General features: G+C 69.1%; 22 protein-coding genes and 1 pseudogene. 9 read left to right on the forward strand and 14 right to left on the reverse strand.

Features of this window, described 5'->3' with window-relative positions:
- Nucleotides 1–693 carry a potassium channel family protein gene (locus VYJ16_RS13730; protein WP_336350874.1) on the reverse strand — a complete coding sequence of 231 codons (693 nt, stop codon included), beginning with the start codon at nucleotides 691–693 and terminating at the stop codon, nucleotides 1–3.
- Nucleotides 694–790: 97 nt separating this feature from the next.
- Between VYJ16_RS13730 and VYJ16_RS13735 the strand changes: the two genes are divergently transcribed.
- Nucleotides 791–1021, forward strand: a complete 231-nt coding sequence (locus tag VYJ16_RS13735) for an Lrp/AsnC family transcriptional regulator (protein WP_336350875.1) — start codon at nucleotides 791–793, stop codon at nucleotides 1019–1021.
- A 109-nt stretch (nucleotides 1022–1130) separates the two neighbouring features.
- On the opposite strand, the gene VYJ16_RS13740 is transcribed toward VYJ16_RS13735, so the two are convergent.
- Entirely contained in the window at nucleotides 1131–2180 is a 1050-nt protein-coding gene (locus tag VYJ16_RS13740; RefSeq protein WP_336350876.1) for a thiamine pyrophosphate-dependent dehydrogenase E1 component subunit alpha, read from the reverse strand.
- Between the two features lie 221 nt (nucleotides 2181–2401).
- On the opposite strand from VYJ16_RS13740, the gene VYJ16_RS13745 reads away from it, so the two are divergent.
- The gene (locus VYJ16_RS13745) at nucleotides 2402–2728 is read left to right on the forward strand and encodes a DUF7991 family protein (protein WP_227133426.1); all 327 of its coding nucleotides are present in this window, start codon (nucleotides 2402–2404) and stop codon (nucleotides 2726–2728) included.
- Nucleotides 2729–2882: 154 nt separating this feature from the next.
- Here VYJ16_RS13745 and tmk read toward each other — a convergent pair.
- Nucleotides 2883–3458: pseudogene (gene tmk, locus VYJ16_RS13750) on the reverse strand (dTMP kinase); the annotation flags it as partial.
- A gap of 106 nt (nucleotides 3459–3564) precedes the next feature.
- Here tmk and VYJ16_RS13755 point away from each other — a divergent pair.
- The 5 genes from VYJ16_RS13755 (at nucleotide 3565) to cofG (ending at nucleotide 9040) form a co-directional block, all read left to right on the forward strand.
- Nucleotides 3565–4500 carry a complex I NDUFA9 subunit family protein gene (locus tag VYJ16_RS13755; RefSeq protein WP_336350877.1) on the forward strand — a complete coding sequence of 312 codons (936 nt, stop codon included), beginning with the start codon at nucleotides 3565–3567 and terminating at the stop codon, nucleotides 4498–4500.
- Nucleotides 4501–4853: 353 nt separating this feature from the next.
- Entirely contained in the window at nucleotides 4854–6023 is a 1170-nt protein-coding gene (locus VYJ16_RS13760) for a tubulin/FtsZ family protein (protein ID WP_336350878.1), read from the forward strand.
- A gap of 25 nt (nucleotides 6024–6048) precedes the next feature.
- Nucleotides 6049–6825, forward strand: a complete 777-nt coding sequence (locus VYJ16_RS13765) for a hypothetical protein (protein WP_336350879.1) — start codon at nucleotides 6049–6051, stop codon at nucleotides 6823–6825.
- A gap of 18 nt (nucleotides 6826–6843) precedes the next feature.
- Nucleotides 6844–7476, forward strand: coding sequence for a 2-phospho-L-lactate guanylyltransferase (cofC, locus tag VYJ16_RS13770; protein WP_336350880.1), 633 nt, complete (start codon nucleotides 6844–6846; stop codon nucleotides 7474–7476).
- A 415-nt stretch (nucleotides 7477–7891) separates the two neighbouring features.
- The gene (cofG, locus tag VYJ16_RS13775; protein ID WP_336350881.1) at nucleotides 7892–9040 is read left to right on the forward strand and encodes a 7,8-didemethyl-8-hydroxy-5-deazariboflavin synthase subunit CofG; all 1149 of its coding nucleotides are present in this window, start codon (nucleotides 7892–7894) and stop codon (nucleotides 9038–9040) included.
- Nucleotides 9041–9043: 3 nt separating this feature from the next.
- Here cofG and VYJ16_RS13780 read toward each other — a convergent pair whose 3' ends face one another.
- From VYJ16_RS13780 to VYJ16_RS13790, 3 genes are all read right to left on the reverse strand, one after another.
- Nucleotides 9044–9529 (reverse strand): hypothetical protein, encoded by a 486-nt coding sequence (locus VYJ16_RS13780; protein ID WP_336350882.1) that lies wholly within the window; start codon nucleotides 9527–9529, stop codon nucleotides 9044–9046.
- Nucleotides 9530–9642: 113 nt separating this feature from the next.
- Nucleotides 9643–10311 (reverse strand): helix-turn-helix domain-containing protein, encoded by a 669-nt coding sequence (locus VYJ16_RS13785; RefSeq protein WP_336350883.1) that lies wholly within the window; start codon nucleotides 10309–10311, stop codon nucleotides 9643–9645.
- 282 nt (nucleotides 10312–10593) lie between these two features.
- Complete coding sequence (locus VYJ16_RS13790) at nucleotides 10594–12867, reverse strand: hypothetical protein (protein ID WP_336350884.1); 2274 nt, start codon at nucleotides 12865–12867, stop codon at nucleotides 10594–10596.
- A gap of 200 nt (nucleotides 12868–13067) precedes the next feature.
- Between VYJ16_RS13790 and VYJ16_RS13795 the strand changes: the two genes are divergently transcribed.
- Nucleotides 13068–13295, forward strand: coding sequence for a hypothetical protein (locus tag VYJ16_RS13795; RefSeq protein ID WP_336350885.1), 228 nt, complete (start codon nucleotides 13068–13070; stop codon nucleotides 13293–13295).
- On the opposite strand, the gene VYJ16_RS13800 is transcribed toward VYJ16_RS13795, so the two are convergent.
- The 7 genes from VYJ16_RS13800 to VYJ16_RS13830 form a co-directional block, all read right to left on the reverse strand.
- Nucleotides 13279–14175, reverse strand: a complete 897-nt coding sequence (locus VYJ16_RS13800) for a hypothetical protein (protein WP_336350886.1) — start codon at nucleotides 14173–14175, stop codon at nucleotides 13279–13281. The genes VYJ16_RS13795 and VYJ16_RS13800 overlap by 17 nt on opposite strands.
- Before the next feature lie 128 nt (nucleotides 14176–14303).
- Nucleotides 14304–14681: a hypothetical protein gene (locus VYJ16_RS13805; RefSeq protein WP_336350887.1), complete on the reverse strand. Its 378-nt coding sequence runs from the start codon at nucleotides 14679–14681 to the stop codon at nucleotides 14304–14306.
- 79 nt (nucleotides 14682–14760) lie between these two features.
- Nucleotides 14761–14961: a hypothetical protein gene (locus tag VYJ16_RS13810; RefSeq protein ID WP_336350888.1), complete on the reverse strand. Its 201-nt coding sequence runs from the start codon at nucleotides 14959–14961 to the stop codon at nucleotides 14761–14763.
- Nucleotides 14962–14968: 7 nt separating this feature from the next.
- Nucleotides 14969–15898 carry an SPFH domain-containing protein gene (locus VYJ16_RS13815; RefSeq protein WP_336350889.1) on the reverse strand — a complete coding sequence of 310 codons (930 nt, stop codon included), beginning with the start codon at nucleotides 15896–15898 and terminating at the stop codon, nucleotides 14969–14971.
- A 112-nt stretch (nucleotides 15899–16010) separates the two neighbouring features.
- On the reverse strand, nucleotides 16011–16349 hold the full coding sequence (locus tag VYJ16_RS13820; RefSeq protein ID WP_336350890.1) for a hypothetical protein: 339 nt from the start codon (nucleotides 16347–16349) through the stop codon (nucleotides 16011–16013).
- A 73-nt stretch (nucleotides 16350–16422) separates the two neighbouring features.
- On the reverse strand, nucleotides 16423–17811 hold the full coding sequence (cofH, locus tag VYJ16_RS13825) for a 7,8-didemethyl-8-hydroxy-5-deazariboflavin synthase subunit CofH (RefSeq protein ID WP_336350891.1): 1389 nt from the start codon (nucleotides 17809–17811) through the stop codon (nucleotides 16423–16425).
- An 87-nt stretch (nucleotides 17812–17898) separates the two neighbouring features.
- Nucleotides 17899–19413 carry a TerB family tellurite resistance protein gene (locus VYJ16_RS13830; protein WP_336350892.1) on the reverse strand — a complete coding sequence of 505 codons (1515 nt, stop codon included), beginning with the start codon at nucleotides 19411–19413 and terminating at the stop codon, nucleotides 17899–17901.
- 238 nt (nucleotides 19414–19651) lie between these two features.
- Here VYJ16_RS13830 and VYJ16_RS13835 point away from each other — a divergent pair, with 238 nt between their 5' ends.
- Nucleotides 19652–20680 (forward strand): phosphoribosylaminoimidazolesuccinocarboxamide synthase, encoded by a 1029-nt coding sequence (locus VYJ16_RS13835; protein ID WP_336350893.1) that lies wholly within the window; start codon nucleotides 19652–19654, stop codon nucleotides 20678–20680.
- Nucleotides 20681–20816: 136 nt separating this feature from the next.
- Here the strand turns inward: VYJ16_RS13835 and VYJ16_RS13840 are convergent, their stop codons facing one another.
- Nucleotides 20817–21392, reverse strand: coding sequence for a DoxX family protein (locus VYJ16_RS13840; RefSeq protein WP_336350894.1), 576 nt, complete (start codon nucleotides 21390–21392; stop codon nucleotides 20817–20819).
- Nucleotides 21393–21558: the final 166 nt, after the last annotated feature.

Here is a 21558-nt window from a genome sequence, read left to right on the forward strand (position 1 = left end):
TCAAGCACCTCCGGTGAGGGTGGCGGCGCGACCGCTCGCGTCGCCGACGATTATCTGTCTGACGTCGCCGAGCACCTCGAAGTCCGCGAGGACGACGAGCCGGTCGCCGAGCTCGAGTGACTCGTCTGGGTTCGGGATGCCGACCGGGTGGCCTTCCTTCCCGAACGCGAGGACGGTGGCGTCCGCGGGGAGTTGGAGTTCGCTGATGGTGTAGCCCTTGACGGGCGACGCTTCGGTGACGGAGAGTTCGACGATCTGGAGGTTCTGGGCGATGTCGGCGATGGCGCGGATGTCGCCGCCGAGGAGCGCGTTCTTCGCGCCGATGGCGCCGAGGCGCTCGGGGTAGATTATCTCATCGACCTCGTCGGCGTACTTCCGGTAGATGTCCTCGCGGTAGTCCTCGTCGATGCGCATGATGGTGCGCGCGCCGTGGTGTTTCGCGATCATGCACGCGGCGAAGTTCGTGTTCAGGTCGCCGGTGAGTGCGCCGACGGCGTCGGCGTCGGCGATACCGGCTTCCTCGAGTTTGTCCTCGCGAGAGCCGTCGCCTTGGACGACGGTGAACTCCTGGTCGCGGGCGCGTTCGACCTTCCGTTCGTCGCGTTCGAGCAACGTCACGTCGTGGCCCTCCTCGCGGAGGACGCGGGCCGTCCGAAGACCGACTCGGCCAGCTCCTATGATAACGAACCGCATACTACCACGTACGACGGACCCCTTCAAGTACCTTACCCCGCCGTCGTCTGGTGGTCGAGGGGAAGTTTTTTGACGTGCCAACGTGTACCACACAGCGATGGTTCACGCGTTCATCATGGTCAAGACCGCCGCCGGGAAATCCGAGGACCTCCTCGCGCAGATCCGCGACATCGACCTCGTCGACGCCGCCCACATCGTCGCCGGGAACTACGACATCATCAGCGAAGTCGACGCCCCCGAAGTGTACGACGTCCTCCACACCGTCTCCAGCGAGATGCAGAAACTCGACGGCGTCTCCGACACCAAGACCTACATCTCAATGAACTGACCGCGGGCACCGACGCGCACGCGCCTCGAACTGACCCACGGGTTCGAGACCAGAAGAACGACCGAACCGCTCCACTCCTCGCGTCTCCCACCGCTCCGAGCAACTGCGTCTAGTGGTCGAGCTCCATCACGTCGTGCTCGGCCGCGAACGACTCCATGAACGCCTGCTGCTCGCGGAGCCCCTCGGGCATCTCGTCGTAGACGTGCTCGAAGACGTCCGCGACGTCCTCGGGCTCCGTGTTCTCCGCGGTCTCGATGGCGTCGTCGAGCTCCTCGTCGGCCTCCTCGTAGATGGTGTCGACGTACTCCTCGGTGAGGACGTCCTGCTCGAAGAGGTACTCCTCGTAGCGCTCCAGGGGGTCCCGGGTGCGCCACTCCGGGAGGTCCTCGGCCTCGTCGCGGTACCGAGAGGGGTCGTCGCTCGTCGTGTGCGCGCCCTGGCGGTACGTGAGGCTCTCGACGAGCACGGGCTCGCCGTTGCGCGCCGACTCGAGCGCGCTCTCCGTGAACTCGCGGACCGCGAGCGGGTCGTTCCCGTCGACCTGCCCGCCCATCATCCCGTACGCCTCGCCGCGTTGCGCGATGGAGTCCGCCGCCGTCTGGCGCTCGCGGGGCAGCGAGATCGCCCACGCGTTGTTCTCGCAGAAGAACACGACGGGCGCGTCGAACACGCCCGCGAAGTTCAATCCCTCGTGGAAGTCGCCCTCGGAGGTCGCACCATCGCCGAAGTAACACAGCGCCGCCTTGTCGTCCTCGCCGCGGTAGTTCATCGCCATGCCCGCGCCCGCCGCGTGCGGAATCTGGGTCGCGATGGGGACCGCCTGCGGGAAGTTCGGGACGTCGTGGTCGCTCTCGTACTCGGGGAACCCGCGGCGGAACAGGAGGACGTCGCTCATCGGGACGTCCCGCGCGATCTGCATGCCGTTCGAGCGGTACGTCGGGAACAACCAGTCGCTCGCCGCCATCGCGTGCGCCGCACCGACCTGCGACGCCTCCTGGCCCTTGTACGGCGGGTAGCCGCTCATCCACCCGCGACGCTGGAGTGCCAGCGCGCGCTCGTCGAACCGTCGTGCTCGTACCATGTCCCGATAGAGCGCGCGCGCCTCGTCCGCCGAGAACGGCGTGTCCGCGAGGTCGCGCTCGCCGATGACCCGATGCATGCACTCGCCTCCCGGCGCTCCGGAAAAAGCACTTGCGGTCCGTCGCCGAGAACGCTACTTCGAGGCCGAGTGAACTCGTCGCGACCGCTCGCACCCACCGCCGAGGTTTACGTGAGACGTAAACCCCTCGGCGTCGCGGTCGGTCCCGCCGCCCTCGACGCGACCGACGCCGAAGGCCCGGCGTCGATGGGGGTTAGTTCGTGGAGCCCTCACGGTCGGGTATGGTCACGACCGTCGGCCTCGTCGGCATCGGCGTGCTCGTGGTGGTGCACACCGCGCTGGCCGCCCTCGTCACGCGACTGTTCAGGAACCGCCTGGAGACCGGGTGGGGGAGCGCGATCTACGCCGCCGTCGGCGGGGCGTTCGTCCTGTTCGTCTCCACGCTCGTCCTCTCGGGCATCTTCGGTATCGGCGGGAACCTCGGGTCGCGGTACACCGCCGTCCTCGTCGTCATCGCGATGCCGCTCATGCTCGGTATCACGTTCGACTACTTCTGGATGCCGTCGCCCGACGAGGTCGAACTCCCCGAGTCGCTCGACTCGCGGTGACGCGCGAGCCATCCTCGGAGCGGCGACCGCGCCGTCAGGCGTCTGGGTCGCGGACGCCCTCGCCGAGCCCGTCGCCGACGCCCTGGTAGTCCTCGCGGTCGCCCTCGCCCGTATCCAGCGGGTCGTATCCCGCCGCGCGACGGCCGCCGGCCTCGACGACCGTCTCGATGACGTGCTCGACCTCGTCCAGAACCGCCTCCGGGGACTGCGTCGCGTCCACGCGCACGAACCGCTCGGGCATCCACTCCTGGAGTCGGTCGTAGTTCTCGCTGACCGCCGAGAGGTACTGGAACTGCTCGAACTTGTTCGTCGCGCCCGACCGGTCGACGGCCGTCTCCGGGTCGACGTCGAGGTAGATGGTGAGGTCCGGCTGGACGGTGAACGGCTGGTGGACGCCCCGCACGTACTCCACGGGCCGGTCGACGATACCGTCGAGACTCGCGCCCTGGTACGCGCACCGCGAGTCCACGTAGCGGTCGGAGACGACGAGGTCGCCGTCGGCGAGCGCCGGGCGAACCACGCGCGAGAGGTGGTCGGCGTGGTCCGCGACGAACGTGAACAGCTCCGCGAGCGGGTCCGCGTCGTCGTCCTCGATGGACCGGTAGACCGCCTCGCCGTACGGCGAGTCCGTGGGTTCGCGCGTGAAGACGGCGTCCGGGTAGACGTCGTGCAGGGCCTCCCAGACGGTCGTCTTCCCGCTCCCGTCGAGGCCTTCGAGCGTGACGAGCATGCGCCCTCGTAGCGGGCGCGAACACGTTACGCTTCCGCTCCCCGCTCGCGACGCTCGACGCGCCGTTGGGCTAGCGCTTATCTGCCTGCCGATTCATATATCGGATATGAAAGTTATCGTCGCTGGCGGAACCGGATTCGTGGGACGACACGTCTGTCGCGTACTCGCCGACCGCGGGCACGACGTCACCGCGCTCGCGCGCAACCCGAGCGACGCCGACCTCCCCGACGCAGTCGACACCGCGATGGGGGACGTGACCGCGTACGACTCCTTCGAGAGCCACTTCGAGGGGATGGACGCGGCCGTGAACCTCGTCGCGCTCTCCCCGCTGTTCAAACCGCCGCGCGGCCTGAGTCACGACCTCGTGCACACGCAGGGGACCGCGAACGTCGTCGAAGCGTGCGAGAACCACGGCGTCGAGCACCTCGTCCAGCAGAGCGCGCTCGGCGCGGACCCCGACGGCCTCACCTCCTACATCCGGTCGAAGGGCCACGCCGAGCGCATCGTCCGCGAGTCCGACGTCGACTGGACCATCCTCCGGCCGTCCGTCATCTTCGGTGACGGCGGCGAGTTCGTCGGGTTCACCAAGCAACTGACGACGCCCGTCGTCGCGCCGCTGCCCGCGGGCGGGACGAACGAGTTCCAGCCGATCTGGATCGAGGACTTCGCGCCGCTCGTCGCGACCGCCATCGAGGACGACGCGCACCGCGGCGAGGTCTACGAGATCGGTGGCCCCGAGGTCCTGACGATGCGCGAGGTCACCGAGCTCGCGTGGGCGGCCGAGGGCAAGCACCCGAAGATGGTGACGCTCCCGATGTGGTTCATGAAGACCGGACTCACCGTCGCCGGCCCGGTCCCGTTCTTCCCGTTCGGCCCGGAGCAAGCGAAGGCGCTGAAGATACAGAACACGGTCGCGGAGAACGACGTGACCGCGTTCGGCGTCGACGAGGACGACCTGCGGACGCTCGCGGACTACCTCGGCGTCGCGGACGACGACAGCGAGGCGACGACGTCGCGAACGGACTCCGCGAGCGCCGCCTGAGCGCGCACCGTCGCGGCACGGTCGTCGACATCGCGGCGTCAGAACGGTCGTTTCACGCCCGTCGTCGTCACCTCGGCATCCCCAAGCGCTGCCTGAAATGTCCGAATTCCGTCCAAGGACGGCTTGAACGTGGCATAACGTGTCGCTACGGCACCCCGGGACGCGCCCCGACTTAAATAGAGCGGGTTCGTGTCACGGAATTTTCCCGATAACGTGTGCCTACATTCCGGTCGAAGCACGCACCGTCGGGCGATTATCGCCTCGAAAGTGATGGCACGTGTATATTTAAACCATCCAAAGCCTTATGTCGTTCATCACTCTCTAATCAAGCCAACGGAGCCCCCCTTCAAACCATGAAACTGGCGATGATCGGATTCGGTCAGGCAGGCGGGAAGATCGTGGACCGCTTCGTCCAATACGACGAGCGGACCGGGAGCGGCATCGTCCGCGCCGCTATCGCGGTGAACACCGCGAAAGCGGACCTGATGGGCCTCGAGAACATCGAGCAGGAGAACCGGGTACTCATCGGGCAATCCCGCGTCAAAGGACACGGCGTGGGCGCGGACAACGAACTCGGCGCGGAGATCGCCGAGGAGGACGTCGACGAGGTCCAGGGTGCGATCGACGCCATCCCGACCCACGAGGTCGACGCGTTCCTCGTCGTCGCCGGGATGGGTGGCGGGACCGGCTCGGGTGGAGCCCCGGTCCTCGCCAAGCACCTCAAGCGCATCTACACGATACCCGTGTACGGCCTCGGCGTCCTGCCGGGGAGCGACGAAGGCGGCATCTACACGCTGAACGCCGCACGCTCGTTCCAGACGTTCGTCCGCGAGGTCGACAACCTCCTCGTGTTCGACAACGACTCCTGGCGGCAGGCCGGCGAGTCCGTCGAAGGCGGCTACGACGACATCAACAAGGAGATCGTCACGCGCTTCGGCGTGCTGTTCGGCGCGGGCGAAGTCGGTGAAGGCGACGAGGTCGCCGAATCCGTCGTCGACTCCAGCGAGATCATCAACACGCTCGCGGGCGGTGGCGTCTCCACCGTCGGGTACGCGAGCGAAGGCGTCGACCTCGACGACGGCGGCGGTCTCCTCTCCCGATTCACGGGAAGCGACGAGCAGGTCGACACCGCGCACACGACGAACCGCATCACGAGCCTCGTCCGGAAGGCCGCACTCGGCCGCCTGACGCTCCCCTGCGAGATCGAGGGCGCCGAACGCGCGCTGCTGGTCATGTCCGGCCCGCCGAAGCACCTGAACCGGAAAGGCATAGAGCGCGGGCGGAAGTGGCTCGAGGAGCAGACCGGGTCGATGGAGGTGCGCGGCGGCGACTTCCCCGTGAAGGAGCCCCAGGTCGCGGCCTGTATCCTGCTGTCGGGCGTGAACGACGTGCCCCGCATCAAGGAGCTGCAGCAGGTCGCCATCGAAGCGCAGGACAACATCGAGTCGATCCGGGAGGAGAGCGAAGATAATTTGGAGGAGTTGGTGGAAGATGACGAAGATGAACTCGACCCGCTGTTCTAAGCTGTTCGCGTGCTGTCTGGTCGCGATGCTCGCCCTGTCCACCGTCGCCGTGCCGGCGGCGGCCGTGAGCGTCGACTCCGAGGACGTCCCGAGCGAGGCGGAAGCCGGGACGGGGTACGAGGCGTCGGTGACGCTCACCGACCTGTACACGGACAACAACAAGTGGCAACTGAACGCGTCGACGGAACTCACCGGGGACCCGCTCTGGACGATCGAGTACGTCGGCGTCGAGGGCGACGTGACGGAGACGGTGACGCGGACCGGGCAGAACGTCACCGTGAGCGAGCGGACCGTCGAATCGCCGACCAGCGAGGTGCGCGTGACCGTCGAGGGCACGGTGCCCGAGGTCGGGAACTGGTCGTACGAACCGCGGCCGTCGTTCCTGGCGATGGAGCTCGCGCAGGTGCCGGTGACGAGCGACGGGTCGACGGGCGCACCGTCGACGATCGAGACGTGGACGGCCGCGCACTACACGGCGGACTCCCAGAACGCACGCGAGGCCATCGAGTCCGCGACGGAGGCGATCGCGAGTGCGGAGGACGCGGGCGGTGACGTGAGCGACGCCGAGGATTCGCTCGCGGACGCGAAGCGCTTCTATCGGAACGAGGACTTCGACGCGGCGGTCGACAACGCCGAGGACGCCCAGGAGCAGGCGAGCGACGCCGAGCAGGCCGCGCAGTCCAGCCAGCAGACCCAGCAGTTACTCGTCTACGCGGGCGTCGGTGTCGTCGTCCTCCTCCTCATCGGTGGGGGCGTCTACTGGTATCGGCAGAACCAGCAGGACACCAGTCGCCTGGGCTGACGCCCGGGGGGTTCTCTCGTGGAGGTCGTCGTTCCGTTCTCGCCGACAGACCCGAAGACGCGTCTTTCGGGCGTTCTCTCGGCCGCCGAGCGCCGCGAGTTCGCGGGCGTCATGCTCGAGGACGTGCTCGATGCGTTGTCGCGGACGCGTGGCGTCCCCGAACCGTCGGTGCTGTCGACGGTGTCGCTCGACCGCGACCTCGACGTGGACGTGGTCGTCGACGACCGGGCGTTGACGCCGGCGGTGAACGACGTGCTGGCGTCGAGCACGGAGCCCGTGGCGGTCGTGATGGCGGACCTGGCGTTGGCGACCCCGACGGCGCTCCGACGGTTGTTCGCGAGCGACGCGGACGTGGTGCTGGCGCCGGGGCGGCGCGTCGGGACGAACGCGCTCGTCGCGCGCCACCCCGAGTTCCGCGTGGACTACCACGGCGCGTCGTTCGTCGACCACCGCGAGGCGGCGGCGCAGGTGGGTGCGACGCTGTCGGTCGTCGACTCGCATCGGCTCGCGACGGACGTGGACGAACCCGGTGACCTCGCGGAGGTGCTCGCACACGGCGCGGGTGCGGCGGCGGACTGGCTCCGCGACCGCGGGTTCGCGCTCGGCGAGCGCGCTGACGGGTCGGTGCACGCGGTTCGACACGACGAGTGAGTCGAGCGCGGAGTCGCCGTTCGAGTCGACGCTCGCGACGACGCTCGATTCGGGGCCGTGAACGAACCCGGAGACGGCGGCCGATTCATGCAGACCCTTGAAGTGGGTCTCTGAGAGAGAATCGAGTGCGCGGAACGGTCGCGCATCGTCACCTTTCCCACACGACGACCGCCCACCGACCCGCTATCCCAAGGGGTGGGGTTCGGGCGGTCGTCGACCGACTGACTGCTAGTGACACCGTCGGGCAGTTTCGTTCGACTGCGAGCTGCAGCTTCGGGGCAGTTTCGTTCGACTGCGAGCTGCGGCGCCGGCGCGGTCTCGTCCGGAAGCCACGGCGACGTCGGTCGGGGGAGAGCGCCGGCAGGCGTCGCCGCGGTGAGTCATCCTTTTGGCCGCGCGTCACGGAGGACGCGGTATGCTTCCGGGCGCCGACGAGTACGACGTCGACGTCACCGTCAGCGACCGCGACGTCGACGCGGCGCTGTCGGTGACGCCCGACGACGTCCAGCCCGCGGACGAGTTGACGTTCGCGCGGAACGTCTTCCTGCCGTTGACGACGGCGTGCCGGTACACGTGCACGTACTGCACGTTCTTCGACCCGCCCGGTGAGGCGACGCTGATGGACGACGACGACGTGGACGCCGTCCTCGACCGCGGCCGCGACGCGGGCTGTACGGAGGCGCTGTTCACGTTCGGCGACGACCCCGACGACCGCTACACCGAGATCCACCGCCAGCTCGACGACTGGGGGTACGACGGCGTCCACGACTACCTCGCGGCGGTCTGCGAGCACACGCTCGACGCGGGCGTGCTCCCGCACTCGAATCCGGGCGACCAGACCCGCGAGGAGCTGGCGGCGGTCGCGCCGTACAACGCGAGCATGGGCGTGATGCTGGAGACAACCGCGGACGTCGACGCGCACGCGGGCCCCAGGCAGAAATCGCCCGCACAGCGCGTGCGGACGATCGACACCGCAGGCGAGTTGCGCGTGCCGTTCACGACCGGTATCCTCGTCGGCGTCGGCGAGGACTGGCGCGACCGCGCGGAGAGCCTGCTCGTCATCCGCGACCTCCACGAGCGCCACGGCCACGTCCAGGAGGTCATCGTCCAGCCGGTCGTCGAGAACGACCGCTGGCAGGGCGGAAGTCCCGACGTCGAAACCATGCGGCGAGTGACCGCGATGGCGCGCGCCGTCCTCCCCGACGAGGTGTCCGTGCAGGTGCCGCCGAACCTCGCACCCGTCCGTGACCTCCTCGAGTGCGGGATCGACGACCTCGGCGGCGTCTCCCCCGTCACCGACGACCACATCAACCCCGAATACGAGTGGCCCGCGCTCCGCGAACTCGAAGCCATCGCGAGCGACGCCGGCGTCCCCCTCAGAGAACGCCTCCCCGTCCACGAACGCTACCTCCCCGCCGAGTTCCGCCGCGACGACTACGACGGCACCCCCGCCCCCGGCGACGACTGGCTCGACGACCCCGTCCTCGACGCCCTCCGCGACGACGGCCCCGCCGGCGACCGCTACCGTCGCGTCATCCGCGGCGACGCCGTCGTCGCACCGTAGTAGTCAGTCCTCCGCGCGCGGGCCGTCGTCGCTGCGTTCGACCGCGCGACCGAATGCGTACCCGGGTACGACGCCGACGAGCAACAGCGCCGTCCCGTACACCGGAATGAGGGGCCAGAGCGTGCCGATGACCGAGAACACGAGAACCTCGGAGCCGAGCGTCCCGAGGCTGCGGTCGAGGTTCTCGACGAACTCCCGGAATGCACCGTAGCCGCCGGTCGTCGCCATCACCGCGAGCGCGCCGGCGAGCCCTCCACGGCGCCGCGGCGTCGACCACGACCGACCCTCGACGACGACCCGCCACGCGCCCTGGGCCACGGCAGCAAACGCGAACGGGACGACGACGACCGCGACCGGGTGCAGCCAGAGCGCCTCCGGCCACCCCGGGTCGACGCGGTCCGCCAACGACCGGAGGAGGACGAGCACGTAGAACGCGTACGCCGCGACCGCGAACGCCACCCACGGTCGGCCCTCGACGGAGACTCGCACGACTCCTCTTGTTCGCGGTTGCATCATAAACACGGCGGCGGTCGAGGCGACGACCGGCCGTCGACGACCGACGCTCCGGCCGCCAGCAAGGCCAGGACGTCCCGCCGAACGGGTCAATCGGGACAGTCGACGAACTGCGAGAACACGCGCTGCTCGGCCTTCCGGAGGTGCTCGCCGACGTTCCCCGGCGAACAGCCGAGTGCGTCCGCGACGTCCTCCTGGGTCGCTTCGCGCGGATTCTGGTAGTACCCGAGTTCGACCGCGGTGGCGACGACGTCCTCCTGGCGGTCCGTGAGACAGTCGAACGCGTCCCGCCGACACGGCGTGTACTCGCCGGTCTCCAGGACGTCGAACGGGACGTCGAAGTCCGGGACCTCGCCGAACGTCTCCGCGAACGCCGCGTCCGTCCCGAGGTACGTCACCTCGAACGCGCCCGACTCCCGGACGACGATCGGGTGGTCCATGACGACGCACGTCTGGCGGCGCGCCCGCAGCATCGCCGCCGCCTTCGGGTTCGTGTCGTGATGGAGGTACGCGAGCGCCGCCCCGTCCCGCGGAGCCTGCATCGCGACGTCGTGCACGCTCGGGCACTCGCGGAGCGCGGCCGCCGCAGCGTCGGCGTCCCCACGCACCGAGACGAGCGCCGCGACCGTGCCGTCCTCGTGGAGTTCCACGCGGTGGATGTACTCGCGAGTGACGCCCTCGGCGTCCGCGAGCGCCTGCCCCCACGCCTGGAACGCGTCCCCGGACTCCGGATGATACACCGCAGTGACGTACCGCATACCCCGTAGGGTCCGCGGCGAAGAACTAAACTCCGTCGCACCAGGCACTTAAGATACCCTCGTATCCGGCGCAACAGCGTTACGCTCCCCGGACGACTACGTGCAGGCGTCGGGAACACCTCTGACGAACGGCCGCGAGCTGCCCACTCGCGTCCACCATCGCCTGTCATCTCCCGACCCCTATCCCCCCGCTACGCGAACGCCCCCCTGCCCAGGGGGCGTGGCCCTTCTCTCGACGTCACCGACCAGCGACCGCCGCGTCGACCGCCGGGCGCGAGCGCGTCAACCGACCGTGGATTCGACGGACGCGGACGCGTTCGCCGCCGGCAGGTGGAGGTCGTCGTCCTCGACGAGGACGCCGTCGGGCGTGACGACGCGCACCGTCGACGGGTCGACGAGCCGTCGACCGACCGCGTCCGCGCGCTCGGTCGCGACCCGGAGCTCGCCGTCGACGACGTAGAGATACCGGGTCGTCTCGGGGTCGAGCGCGGCGTCGAGCGTCGTCTCGTAGCGATCGCCGTCGACGGTCAGGACGACGGTCGTCCCCGCGGGGACCGCGTGCTCGCCGTACGCCGCGAGCGCGACGCGCGAGCGATCGTCGACGTCCGTGCTCACGCCGACGTCGCGGCGAGCGTTCGCCGGCACGTCCCCGACCCAGGACGGTCGCGACGGCGCACCCTCGCCCGTACTCACGAGTTCGAACGACGCCGACCCGCCCCAGACGTCGCCGTCGTCGGCGTCGACGTACGTCGCGTTCGCGCGGAACGAGTGGATGCGACCGGTGTCGTCGACCACGACGCGCGCATCGAACGACTGCACGTCCACGCCGTCGTACGGCGGGTCGGCGCTATCGGCAGTGAGCGTCACGAACGTCCGGCCGTCGCGCTCCGTGACGTTCACGACCTCGAACTCCCCGGCCGCCAGTGCGCGCGACGCGGACACCGGCACGGCAAGCGACGACGCCGCGCGGATGGTCGTCCGCGGCCGGTACAGCGTCTCGTTGCCGTCGACGCGCGTCAGCCGATGCCGGCCGCGCTTCCAGGCGGTGACGACCCGCCCGTCGTCGTGTACCGTGCGCTCGAGGACGCGCGTCCGGTTCGTCGACGCGACGACGACGACGCGCTCGCTGGACCGACTGGTCGTCGTCCCGTTCTCGCGGAACACGTCGGTCTCCGTCCCCCGGACCTCGAAGCCGGTCGCGGTGACGGCCGCAGTGTGATTGGCGACGAGGCGCTCCGCGTACACCACCCCGTCGCTCGTCACGCCGGGCGCGTACCGCGTCGCGTTCGCGGACACCTCGTCGTCGGGGCCGTCGTCGCCACCGATGGAGACGTGACTGTAGCTCGCGGACAGCGAGAGGAGTGACGTCCCGCCCGCGGTCACGGAGACGTCGACCTCGTTCGCGAAGTCCGGCGGGTCGTCGAACGCCGACGCGTTCGCGCGAACGACGAGGTCGTCGTCGACGCGCGCGAACGCGACCGTCTCGCCCGCGGCGATGGCGCGGTCGACGGTCGTCGCGTACGTCGTCCCGTTGCTCGTGATGGAGACGTTCGCGCCGGCCGGGAGGGCGTCAGGGCCGTCGTTCGTGACGGCGAGGACGCCGTGGTTGTCGACGTACCCGGTCCCGTTCGGGTTCGGGTAGTGCTCGCGGCGGACCTCGGCGTCCACGCTCACGTTCCGGCGAGCGGCGGTCGGGACCGCCGACAGCCAGTCCGGGCGCGTCGGGGAGCCGTCGAGCGATTCGACGCTCCACTCGTGGGTCTGCGTCGAACTCGAGTCGTTCGTGTGCACGCGGAACGACGCCACGAGCCCGCGCTCGTCGACGACGAGCCGAGCGGCGTACGTCCCGTTCGACATCGTCGTCGAAGCGTTCGGGTGCGCGCTGACGCTCTTCGACGCGGTGAGCGTGTAGACGTCGCGACCGTCGCGCTCGGTGACGTTCGCGACCGAGAAGTTCAGGCGGTCGAGGTAGCCCTCGAGGTACGCGCCGCCGGTGTACTCCGTGGTCGCGTACGGTCCCTCGGCGTTCCGGTACTGGGTCTCGTTGCGGACGTCGAGCCGCATCACGGCGGTCGATTCGTTCGCGAACACCTCGTATCCCGCGGTCCGGTTCCCGAGCGTCCGCGTCGTCGACACCCGGAGTCGGTCGCCGCCGGGGCCGGCGACGACGGCCGCGGTCGCGTTCGTCGCCGGTCCGGGCCCGTACGCGACCGTGGAGACGAGCGTCGCCCGGTAGCCGTCGGCGTAGAGGACGCGCTCGTGTGCCGCGAGGAGCGCGCTCGCGTTCGCGAGCGCTCCCGAGGCGTTCCCGGCGAGGGTCACGCCCGGTGGCGCCTCCCCGGCCGGGTTCGTCGCGTTCGCGTCGGCGGCGTCGCCGTCGGTCGACGCGTCGTCGTCCGCGGCGTCGCCGCTGGTCGTCGTCGATGCGTCAGTCGTGGGCGTCCCGGTCGCCGCCGCCGTCGACCCGTCGGTCGGGGACGGTTGCGTGCTCGGCGCGGTACAGCCCGCGAGCACGACGAGGGCGACGACGAGGACGGGGACCAACCGTCGCGTCATCACTCCGACTCCGTCCTGTCGAAAGGTAAGTAATTCGATTGCTTAGATAGATGCTGTAGTCTCCCAGTCGCTCGCGCAGCACCGCCGGAGACGCCACCCACCGGGCGATCCGTATCAGTTCGAACCGCCATAGAGCCCTGTGTACCGGTACGTACCACTCCTAGAGACGTTCATGTGTGGCGTCGAGCAACTAGCGACCGATGCACGTGGACGACCCACCGGAGACGACCGTCCTGACCGCGCTCGACGCGAACCCGACCCTGCACGTGAGCGAACTCGCCGACCGCGTCGACGGCGACCCGCGGCTCGTCGACCGGGTCTGTCACGAACTCGAGGTCGACGGCTGCGTGCGCTCGCGGACCGCCGGCCTCTACAGCATCACCGCGAAGGGCGAACGCCGCCTCCGCACCCTCATCGCCACCCGCTGACCGCCTCCGTCGCTACCGTCCGGTTCGCGTCGACGCGCTCGTTCCGGCGCGTCCGCTCGGTCGCGTTCGCGACCCAGCCCGGGCGCGTCGGCGTGGCGCCGAGCGATTCGAGCGTCCACTCGTGGGTCACGTCGCGCCCGGTCGCGTTCTGTCGGACGCGGTACGCGGAGACGACGCCGCGTTCGTCGACGACGATACGCGCGGTGTACGTCCCGTTCGTCGCGTCAGCGCTCTCGTTCCCGGCGGACGCCGTCGCGGTGAGCGTGAACACGCGTCGGCCGTCCCTGGTCGTGACGTTCGCGACCGAGAACTGGAGGTCGTCGTCCTCGAGGACGCCCTCGAGTGACCGCGGGTGCGTCAGCTCGCTCCCGTCGACTCGCCTATCGACGCGCTGATAGCTGGTGTTGCCGTCGGCGGTCGTCCGGAGGAACGCAGTGGTCTCGTTCTGCCAGACGTCGTACGTGACGGTGCCGTTCTCGCGGTCGACGGTCTCCTGGGACCGGTACCGCGTCAGGTTCGGCCCGGCGACGACGACCGCCGTCGAGTTCCGCATCGGGCCGTCGCCGTACGCCTCCTTCGAGGACCGAGTCGCCCGGAAGCCGTCCGCGCGGAGCACGCGCTCGTGGGCGGCGAGGAGCGCGCTGGCGTTCGCGACGACGCCGCCGCCGGTCGCGTTCGCGGCGACGCCCGGCGGCGTCGGACCTCGCTCGAGTGGCCCGGTGGCGTTCCCGGCGGTGGCGTCGTCAGTCGTCGTGCCGATACTTCCTGTCGTCGTTCCGTTCCCGGTCGCCTCCGTATCGCTAGCGGGCGTGCTCGGCGCTGTACAGCCCGCGAGCACCACGAGGGCGACGACGAGGACGGGGACCAACCGTCGCGTCATCGCTCGAACGTTCGGGGTGTCGACATAAAGGCGGTTCGGTGGTAGCAGCGGACAGAAGACGGTTCGGTGGTAGCAGCGGACAGAAGACGGTTCGATGCTACCAGTGGACAGCGACCTCGTTCGCGGAGCTACCGCGACCGCACGACGTAGTGCCCCTCGCCCTGGTCGACGAGCACGCTCGGTTCGCGCATACTGACGACGTACCCCGTCGGGTTCTCCGTGGTCTCGCAGGCCGCGCGGACGCTCCCGAGTTCACCGAGCAACTGCGCCGACGGCGGCTTCTGTGCCGCGCCGCAGTCGTATATCGTCACGAGCTGGCTCGCTCCAGCGCCCTCACCGCCGGTCGTATCCACGTCACGGTCGACGCCGTCGGACCCGTCCGCGTCACGGTCGACGCCGTCGGACGCGTCGCGCTCGTAGACGACGATGTGCGCGTGCTGCGGGAGGAGGTACCGCTCGCCAGCGTTCTCGTCGGCGTCGTCGGGGGCGGGAGCGAGATGATTCACGCGTTCTCGTGAACGATTCTCGCGGACGGACAAATCGACTTCGTTCGCCACCCAGAACCAGACCGAGGCATCGACCGAGCTACTCGTCGCGCTCGCGCTCCAGCTCGCGGTCGATGGAGTCGTCCATCGCGTCGAGTATCTCGTCCGTCTGCTCGAGCTCGCGCAGCTCGCGCTCGTGCTCGCGTTCGGACGCCTTGTCGAAGTACCAGAACGCGGCGAGCGTGACGACCGAGACGACGACCGCCAGCGCGAGCAACGCGACGACGAGTTTCGCGACCATCGACGCGTCAGGGCAGCACCGTCGCGGTGCTGTTCGACGACGAGTTCGTCGAGTTCGTCGCCGTCGAGTTCCCGGTCGGTCGCGTGAGCGTCACCCCGCCGTTCTCGCCCATCGGCACGTAGATCGTGTTCCCGTTCTCGAGCGCCTCGATGTACTGCTGTTCGAGGACGATCGGGTTGTTCTCGAGCGCCTCACCACGGATCTCGATCGCTTCGGCGTCCGCTTGCGCGCGAACGATCTCCTGCTCCTTCTTGGCCTCCTCCTGCTTGACCTTCTCCTTCTCGACCTCGACCTGTTGCTTCGCGCGTTCCTTCGCGTCGAGCGCGCTGTCTATCTCGTCGGGCAGGTCGATGTTCCGGATCTGGACCGCTTCGAGCACGATCGGTTCGTCCTCGAACTCGGAGTCGAGCGCTTCGAGCGCGGCGGTCTCCAGGGCTTCGCGTCCCTGTTGCGTGTAGATCGCGTCGTCGCCCGTCGTCTGGAGGCTCGACGCTTCGTCGCGGAGGACCGTCCGGATGGTCGGACGGATGAGGCGGTGCTCCATCTGGGCTTCGTCGTTCCAGTCGACGACGAACGTGTCCGCTTCGGCGGACTTGATGCGGTACCGGACGGTGATGTCGACGCCGACCGTCGACCCGTTGACGGTCTTCACCTCGATGGCGTCGCCGCTGTCGCGGTTCCCTTCGCCCTGGGTGGCGCTCATCGTGTACGTTCGCGGTCGCACCTCGACCGCTTGCACGCTCTGCATGACGGGGATCTTCCAGTGCGCGCCGGATTCGAGGGTGTTCCCGGAGACGGCACCCCACTCCTTCTCGACGCCTTCGTGACCTTCGGGGACCTGTCTGTAGGCAGCGACCGCGGTGAGCAGGGAGACGACGACGAGCATCGCGAGGCCGACGGCCGCCGCCTTCCTGAACGCGTTATTTTTCGATGTCACGTTATCTACTATTAGTGAGTAGATAGGCTGATAAATGTCCCTCGGTTCGCGGCGGCGGCGGGACGGGTCGGACGCCCAGCGAGCGCCGACGACGACCGTGCAGGCAAGTGGTCTACGTGGGGTCGTCCCAGCCGGCGACCGCGTCCGCGAGCCGCTCGAGGAACCGCTCGCGGACGCGCTCGTCCAGTCCCGCTTGCACGGTCGACCGACCGACGCCGGTGTCGACGCTCCGCACGCGCACCGCGAGCACGGTCCCGCCGTCCACGAGTGGAACGTCGCAGACGTCCACGACGACGTCCATCGCCGCGGTCGTCGAGACGATGCCCCGCGGGCGCCGCTTCCCGACGAACCCGGTCTCCACCGGCTCCACCGACGACACCTTCGAGGACGCCGACAGCGCCGCCTCCACGATCCGAAGCGCCTCCGCCCGGTCGTACGGAACGACCTGCATCGTCGACGGACACGGTTGGCGCGAGGAAAAATCGTGCGGCTCCCGGGTTCGAGTCACCGCGCTCGCGACCGGTTCAGTCGTCCGCAGCGACGCCGTCGACGTCGCGGCGCGAGAGCAATGGCGTGCCGTCCGCGCGCGGCCCGAGCCGCGGGCCGTGCGGGCCGTCGCCCTCGATGGCGCGGCGCTGGCGGTAGTCCGTGGAGCGCTCGACGGGTCGTCGGCCGATGGAGCGGATCATCTCGACGTAGTCGTCGAAGCTCCGGAACTCGCCGTACTCGCCGCCCGCGCGCTTCGTTATCTCCTCTGAGAGGATGGTGCCCATGAAGTCGTCCGCGCCGCAGTTCAGGTACTTGAGGCCGCGTTCGTCGCCGTACTTCACCCAGCTCGACTGGACGTGCTCGACGTTGTCGAGGTAGAGCCGGGAGACCGCGATCATGAGTGCATCTTCGGCGGGCGACGCGCCGCCGTCGACGACGCCGTGCTCGAACAGTGGCGTCTGCTGGTGGACGAAGGAGAGCGGGACGAACTCGGTGATGGCGCCGTCGACGCGCTCCTGGAGCGCGCGGACCTCGTCGAGGTGGACGACGCGATGCGCGGCCGTTTCGACGTGCCCGTACATGATGGTCGCGGTGAGGTCGAGACCGACGTTCCCAGCGGCCTCCATCGCCGCGAGCCACTCGCCGGTATCTATCTTCCCGGGACAGATGACGTCCCGGACCTCGTCCACGAGGATCTCCGCTGCGGTCCCCGGCACCGAATCCAGGCCGGCGTCCGCGAGTCGACCGTAGACGTCCTCGTACGTCCAGTCCGTCCCGCGCTTGGCGTGATAGCCCTCTTCGGGCGTCATCGAGTGCAGGTGGACGTCGCCGACGCTCATCGCGTCCATCTGCTCGACGTACGTCCCCGGATGCTTGGCGTATCGCTCCGGGGGCTTGTAGTTCGTCTCCCGCCAGTCGCTCTCGCGGAGCATCTCGTGGTGCTCGTCGTCGAGCGCGAACGCCGGATGCAGGCCCGATACCGACGTCACCTCGTAGATACCCATGTCGAGCGCATCGGCGACCACCTGCCGGGACTCCGTCGGGGTCTTCGTGAATCCATCCGTCTCGCCGTCGTACTCCGCCTCGAACGTGTGCGCGGTGTCCTTGAAGTTACAGAACAGACACCCGGTGTTGCACGCGGTCGTGACGTTGTTGTTCAGGTTCGCGACGAACGTCACGTCCTCGCCGACGACGTCCCGGCGGCGTTCGTCCGCGGCCTGCAGGACGCGCTCCTTGCGCTCGTGGTCGATGCCGTCGACGTCGGTCCCGGTCGTGATGAGTTCGATGCCGTCCGCGACGTCGAGTCGGTCGCCGGCGCGCGCTTTCGCCAGCGCGTTCTCGAAGCCCTGGTCTGTCTCGGGGACGACGTCGAACTCGAAGTCGCCGTCGTCGGGAACGGCCTCGGGGTCGAGCGCGCTGGTCATCGACTCGAACGAGGCGAGTAGACGGCAAAAGCGTGGTGGAACCGGCCCTCTCGCGGCGGCGACGTGCGTCGTGGACAGTGCGCGCGCCTACATCGCGGCAGCTGGGTCGGGCGCGGCCTCCGTCGAGACGCCGGACCCGATCGCGTCCTGGACGGCGCCGTCGTCGAGCTCGAGTTCGTCCGCTATCGTCGCCAGGAGTTGTGCTTCCGCGTCGTCGACGTCGCCGTCGGCGACTGCGACCTGTGCCGCGAACCGGAGCGCGAGCTGGCGGCCGTCGCGCGTGAGCGTCTCCTCGAGGCCGTCGGCGACCTTCGCGGCGTTCGTCGTCCCGTTCGCGTACTCCGTCACGCGCTCCTGGAGCTCGTTCCGGTCGGCGTCCGGGAACAGCTCGAGGGCGTGGTCGCGGATGGCGGCGGCCTCGGTCGGGTCCGCGTTGCCGTCCGCGAGCATCACCGCGACGCCGAGTCGAAGGAGTCCGCGCTTGAGGAGTTCGTGCTCGCCGTAGTCGCTCGCGTCGAACTCGCTCGCGTCCGCGAGGTACTGGAAGTCGACGCCGGACTCCGCGAGCGTCCGCGCGAGCTTCGTCGACGGCCCGCGGTTCACCGCGCCGCGGCCGAGGTTCCAGAGGATGGTGAAGGGGTTCGCGAACAGCGACGCGATGCTCCACCACCCGAGGAGGAGGTTCTTCCCGGCGAGCCCCCAGAGCCGCGAGCGATTGCACTGATGGCAGCCCACGACGGTCCGCGAACTCCACCGGTACGCGAGCAGCATCCCGACGAGGCCGACGCCGGTCGCGGCCTCCTCGATGGGGCGGTCGCCGCACTCCGGACACGGGACGTCGACCGCGACGGCGTCGTCGGGGACGTCGGTGACGGTCGTCTCGGTCGCGTCCCCGGTGGCGCCGTCGGCGGGGCCGACGATGCCGGCGAGGGACGCGTCGCAGTTCCCGCAGTACGGCGCGGCCGGGTCGACGCGCTGCCCGCAGTTCGGGCAGACCGCGTCCTCGACGCCGCCCTCGGGGACGAGGTCGAACCAGTTCCGCACCCGGAGCGGGAGCAGCGGCGGAACGCTGTCGCCGAGTTCGGCGGTCCACGGCTGTATCATGAGCGCGACGAACCCGCCGAGGACGACCGCGGTCACCGCGACGTTCGTCAGGTCGCCACCGCTCGAATCGCCGCCCGCGGTGATCGCGGTCGCGGCGAGGAGCGCGCCGAGGACGCCCGTCGCGAGCGGGAGCGTGCCGCGCGGGAACTTCCAGGCGAGCGCACCGAGGACGACCGCGAGCGCGAGCCCGGCGCCCGCTCCCGTGACGGTCGTGACGCCGCCGAGCGCGAACCCGCCGAGCAGGAGGCCGGTCGCGCCGCCGACGACCGCCCACCCGAAGCGGTCCTCGTAGTGCGCGACCCCCGCGAACACCGCGGCGAGTGCGACGCCCGCGCCGAGCGCCGCCACGTCGCTCACCGGCAGCCCGACGCCGACGCCGAGCGCGTACCCGGCGAGCGCCCCACCGACCCGTGCGTCGTACATCGTCACCCAGTACCCGAACAGCACGAGCGGCAGCACGAGGTAGAGGCTCGCCCCGACGACCTGCTCCACTACCACGACGACCACCCACGGACGTCGTTCCCTGGAATCACGTTCATCCTTGGACCGACACACGAATACATACGAAATTAATCCTTCGACGACGGTGACGCCGAGGAGTCGGAACCGGCAGGCCAGCCACCGCAGTCATGAAAGTTGATTACCCCGCGAATCCGCGTTCGAGACATGACCGCCGCCGCAACCAGAGAGCGTGAGTCGGCATGACCGTCGCCGCAACCGGAGAGCGTGAGTCGGCATGACCTCGGTGAAGGACTTCCGCGTCGAGGAGCCCGCGACCGCGGACGAACTGGGGCGTGGCGCGTTCGTGTTCACGGACGACTACTCGGTGTTCGACTGGGGGAAGATGCCCGACCGCATCCCCGACAAGGGCGCGTCGCTGTGCTCGATGGGCGCGTTCAACTTCGAGCTACTGGAAGATGCAGGGATTCCCACGCACTACCGTGGCGTCGTCGACGACGGCGACGTCGTCCCGCTCCGGGACGCGTCCACGCCGCCGTGGGAGATGGCCATCGACCTCACGCAGGTCCCGGACCTCCCCGTCGACGGCCGCGACTACGACTACGACGCGTACCACGCCGACGCCGGCGAGAACTACCTCGTCCCGCTCGAGATCGTGTTCCGGAACGAGGTCCCCGTGGGCTCCAGCCTCCGCTCGCGGACCACCCCGGAAGACCACGGACTCGACTACGACGCGTGGCCGGACGACGCGGTCGACCTCGCGGAACCTATCGTCGAGTTCTCCACGAAGTACGAGCGCTCGGACCGCTACCTCTCCCGCGAGGAAGCCGACCGCATCGCGGGCGTCGCCGACATCGACGCCCTCGAGCGCGTCGCGCGCGACGTGAACGGCGTCGTCACCGAGCAAGCGGCGTCGCAGGGCCTCACGCACGAGGACGGGAAGATAGAGTGCCTCTACTACGACGGCGAGATCCGCGTCGCGGACGTCGTCGGGACGTTCGACGAGAACCGCTTCAGTTACGAGGGCACCCAGCTCTCGAAGGAAGTCATCCGCCAGTACCACAAGCGCACGCAGCCCGACTGGGTGCGCGCCGTCGCGGACGCGAAGACGGCGGCGAAGGAACGCGACGAAGCCGACTGGAAGGCGCTGTGCGAGGTCGACCCCGAACCGCTCGACGACGAGGTCCTCTCCATCGCGCGCGACATGTACGCCGCCGGCACGAACGCCTACACCGGCCTGGAGCTGTTCGACGCACCGCCGCTCTCGTCGGCGGTCGGGAAGGTCCGCCGGCTCGACAACAAGTAGGACAGCGACGTAGCGCACGGACGACAACGGTCCATCGCAGGGACGGACGACGGCGCTGCGTCTCAGTGGCGTAGTTTCAGAAGAAGGATCGGCTCGTGCGCGCAACCCGCGCGCAACTGGAGGGCTCAGGTCGTGGTCAGCCCATGAGGAGGCGGACCCAGCGGTTCTCCTTGACGAAGTCGAGTTCCTCGAGGAACCCGTCGACGCCGAGGATGCGGCCGGCGCCGATGGCGCCGAGGCCGAACAGGAGCATCGCGTACACGACGTGGTCGTCGACGACCCAGCCGTGTGCGAGCGGGAGGCCCTGCATGAGGCCGCCGGTGAGGCTCGCCGCCCAGAACATCATCATCATCACGGCCGCCCAGAACGCGTTCCAGCGGACGAACGCGCCGAGGATGATGCCGATGCCCGTGAGGGTGAGGCCCCACATCACGAGGATGTCGACGAACCCGCTCCCAGCCATGTCCGCGAACAGCCCCATGAACGGGTTGCCTTCGGGGATGGCGTTCGCGAGGTACCCCGCGGCCGTCCAGTTGTTCTCGGGGTTCCCGTCCAGGTACGTGACGAGCTTGGTGAGCCCACCCTGGAGGAGGACCCAACCCATGACGACCCGAAGGCCGACGAGCGCGTAGCCGATCCAGTGCTCGCTATACTCGAAGTTGGTCTCTCGGCCGAACAGTTCTGCGTCCAGTTTGCGGGTTTGTGCGGACATTGGCTTGCACCTCTACACTTCAGGATTCGACTACCAACCCAATATAAAGAGAGAGTGGTTCTCAGGACGCCGAAACCGTTCTCAGCGCGTGGGAACGACCGATAGCGGCGGGTCGTGAGAGGGCCGCCGGTGGTCGAGCGAGAGCGGGGGCGTCGGGTCGGCGGTG

It is taken from the genome of Halorubellus litoreus, assembly GCF_037081675.1.
GTDB classification, from domain to species: Archaea; Halobacteriota; Halobacteria; order Halobacteriales; family Natrialbaceae; genus Halorubellus; species Halorubellus litoreus.

Bases quoted from the DNA above. Each gene is read 5' to 3' on its own strand.
- VYJ16_RS13730 (WP_336350874.1), bottom strand. From the start codon at position 693: ATGCGGTTCGTTATCATAGGAGCTGGCCGAGTCGGTCTTCGGACGGCC.
- VYJ16_RS13735 (WP_336350875.1), top strand. From the start codon at position 791: ATGGTTCACGCGTTCATCATGGTCAAGACCGCCGCCGGGAAATCCGAG.
- VYJ16_RS13740 (WP_336350876.1), bottom strand. From the start codon at position 2,180: ATGCATCGGGTCATCGGCGAGCGCGACCTCGCGGACACGCCGTTCTCG.
- VYJ16_RS13745 (WP_227133426.1), top strand. From the start codon at position 2,402: ATGGTCACGACCGTCGGCCTCGTCGGCATCGGCGTGCTCGTGGTGGTG.
- VYJ16_RS13755 (WP_336350877.1), top strand. From the start codon at position 3,565: ATGAAAGTTATCGTCGCTGGCGGAACCGGATTCGTGGGACGACACGTC.
- VYJ16_RS13760 (WP_336350878.1), top strand. From the start codon at position 4,854: ATGAAACTGGCGATGATCGGATTCGGTCAGGCAGGCGGGAAGATCGTG.
- VYJ16_RS13765 (WP_336350879.1), top strand. From the start codon at position 6,049: ATGCTCGCCCTGTCCACCGTCGCCGTGCCGGCGGCGGCCGTGAGCGTC.
- cofG (WP_336350881.1), top strand. From the start codon at position 7,892: ATGCTTCCGGGCGCCGACGAGTACGACGTCGACGTCACCGTCAGCGAC.
- VYJ16_RS13785 (WP_336350883.1), bottom strand. From the start codon at position 10,311: ATGCGGTACGTCACTGCGGTGTATCATCCGGAGTCCGGGGACGCGTTC.
- VYJ16_RS13790 (WP_336350884.1), bottom strand. From the start codon at position 12,867: ATGACGCGACGGTTGGTCCCCGTCCTCGTCGTCGCCCTCGTCGTGCTC.
- VYJ16_RS13795 (WP_336350885.1), top strand. From the start codon at position 13,068: ATGCACGTGGACGACCCACCGGAGACGACCGTCCTGACCGCGCTCGAC.
- VYJ16_RS13800 (WP_336350886.1), bottom strand. From the start codon at position 14,175: ATGACGCGACGGTTGGTCCCCGTCCTCGTCGTCGCCCTCGTGGTGCTC.
- VYJ16_RS13810 (WP_336350888.1), bottom strand. From the start codon at position 14,961: ATGGTCGCGAAACTCGTCGTCGCGTTGCTCGCGCTGGCGGTCGTCGTC.
- VYJ16_RS13820 (WP_336350890.1), bottom strand. From the start codon at position 16,349: ATGCAGGTCGTTCCGTACGACCGGGCGGAGGCGCTTCGGATCGTGGAG.
- cofH (WP_336350891.1), bottom strand. From the start codon at position 17,811: ATGACCAGCGCGCTCGACCCCGAGGCCGTTCCCGACGACGGCGACTTC.
- VYJ16_RS13835 (WP_336350893.1), top strand. From the start codon at position 19,652: ATGACCTCGGTGAAGGACTTCCGCGTCGAGGAGCCCGCGACCGCGGAC.
- VYJ16_RS13840 (WP_336350894.1), bottom strand. From the start codon at position 21,392: ATGTCCGCACAAACCCGCAAACTGGACGCAGAACTGTTCGGCCGAGAG.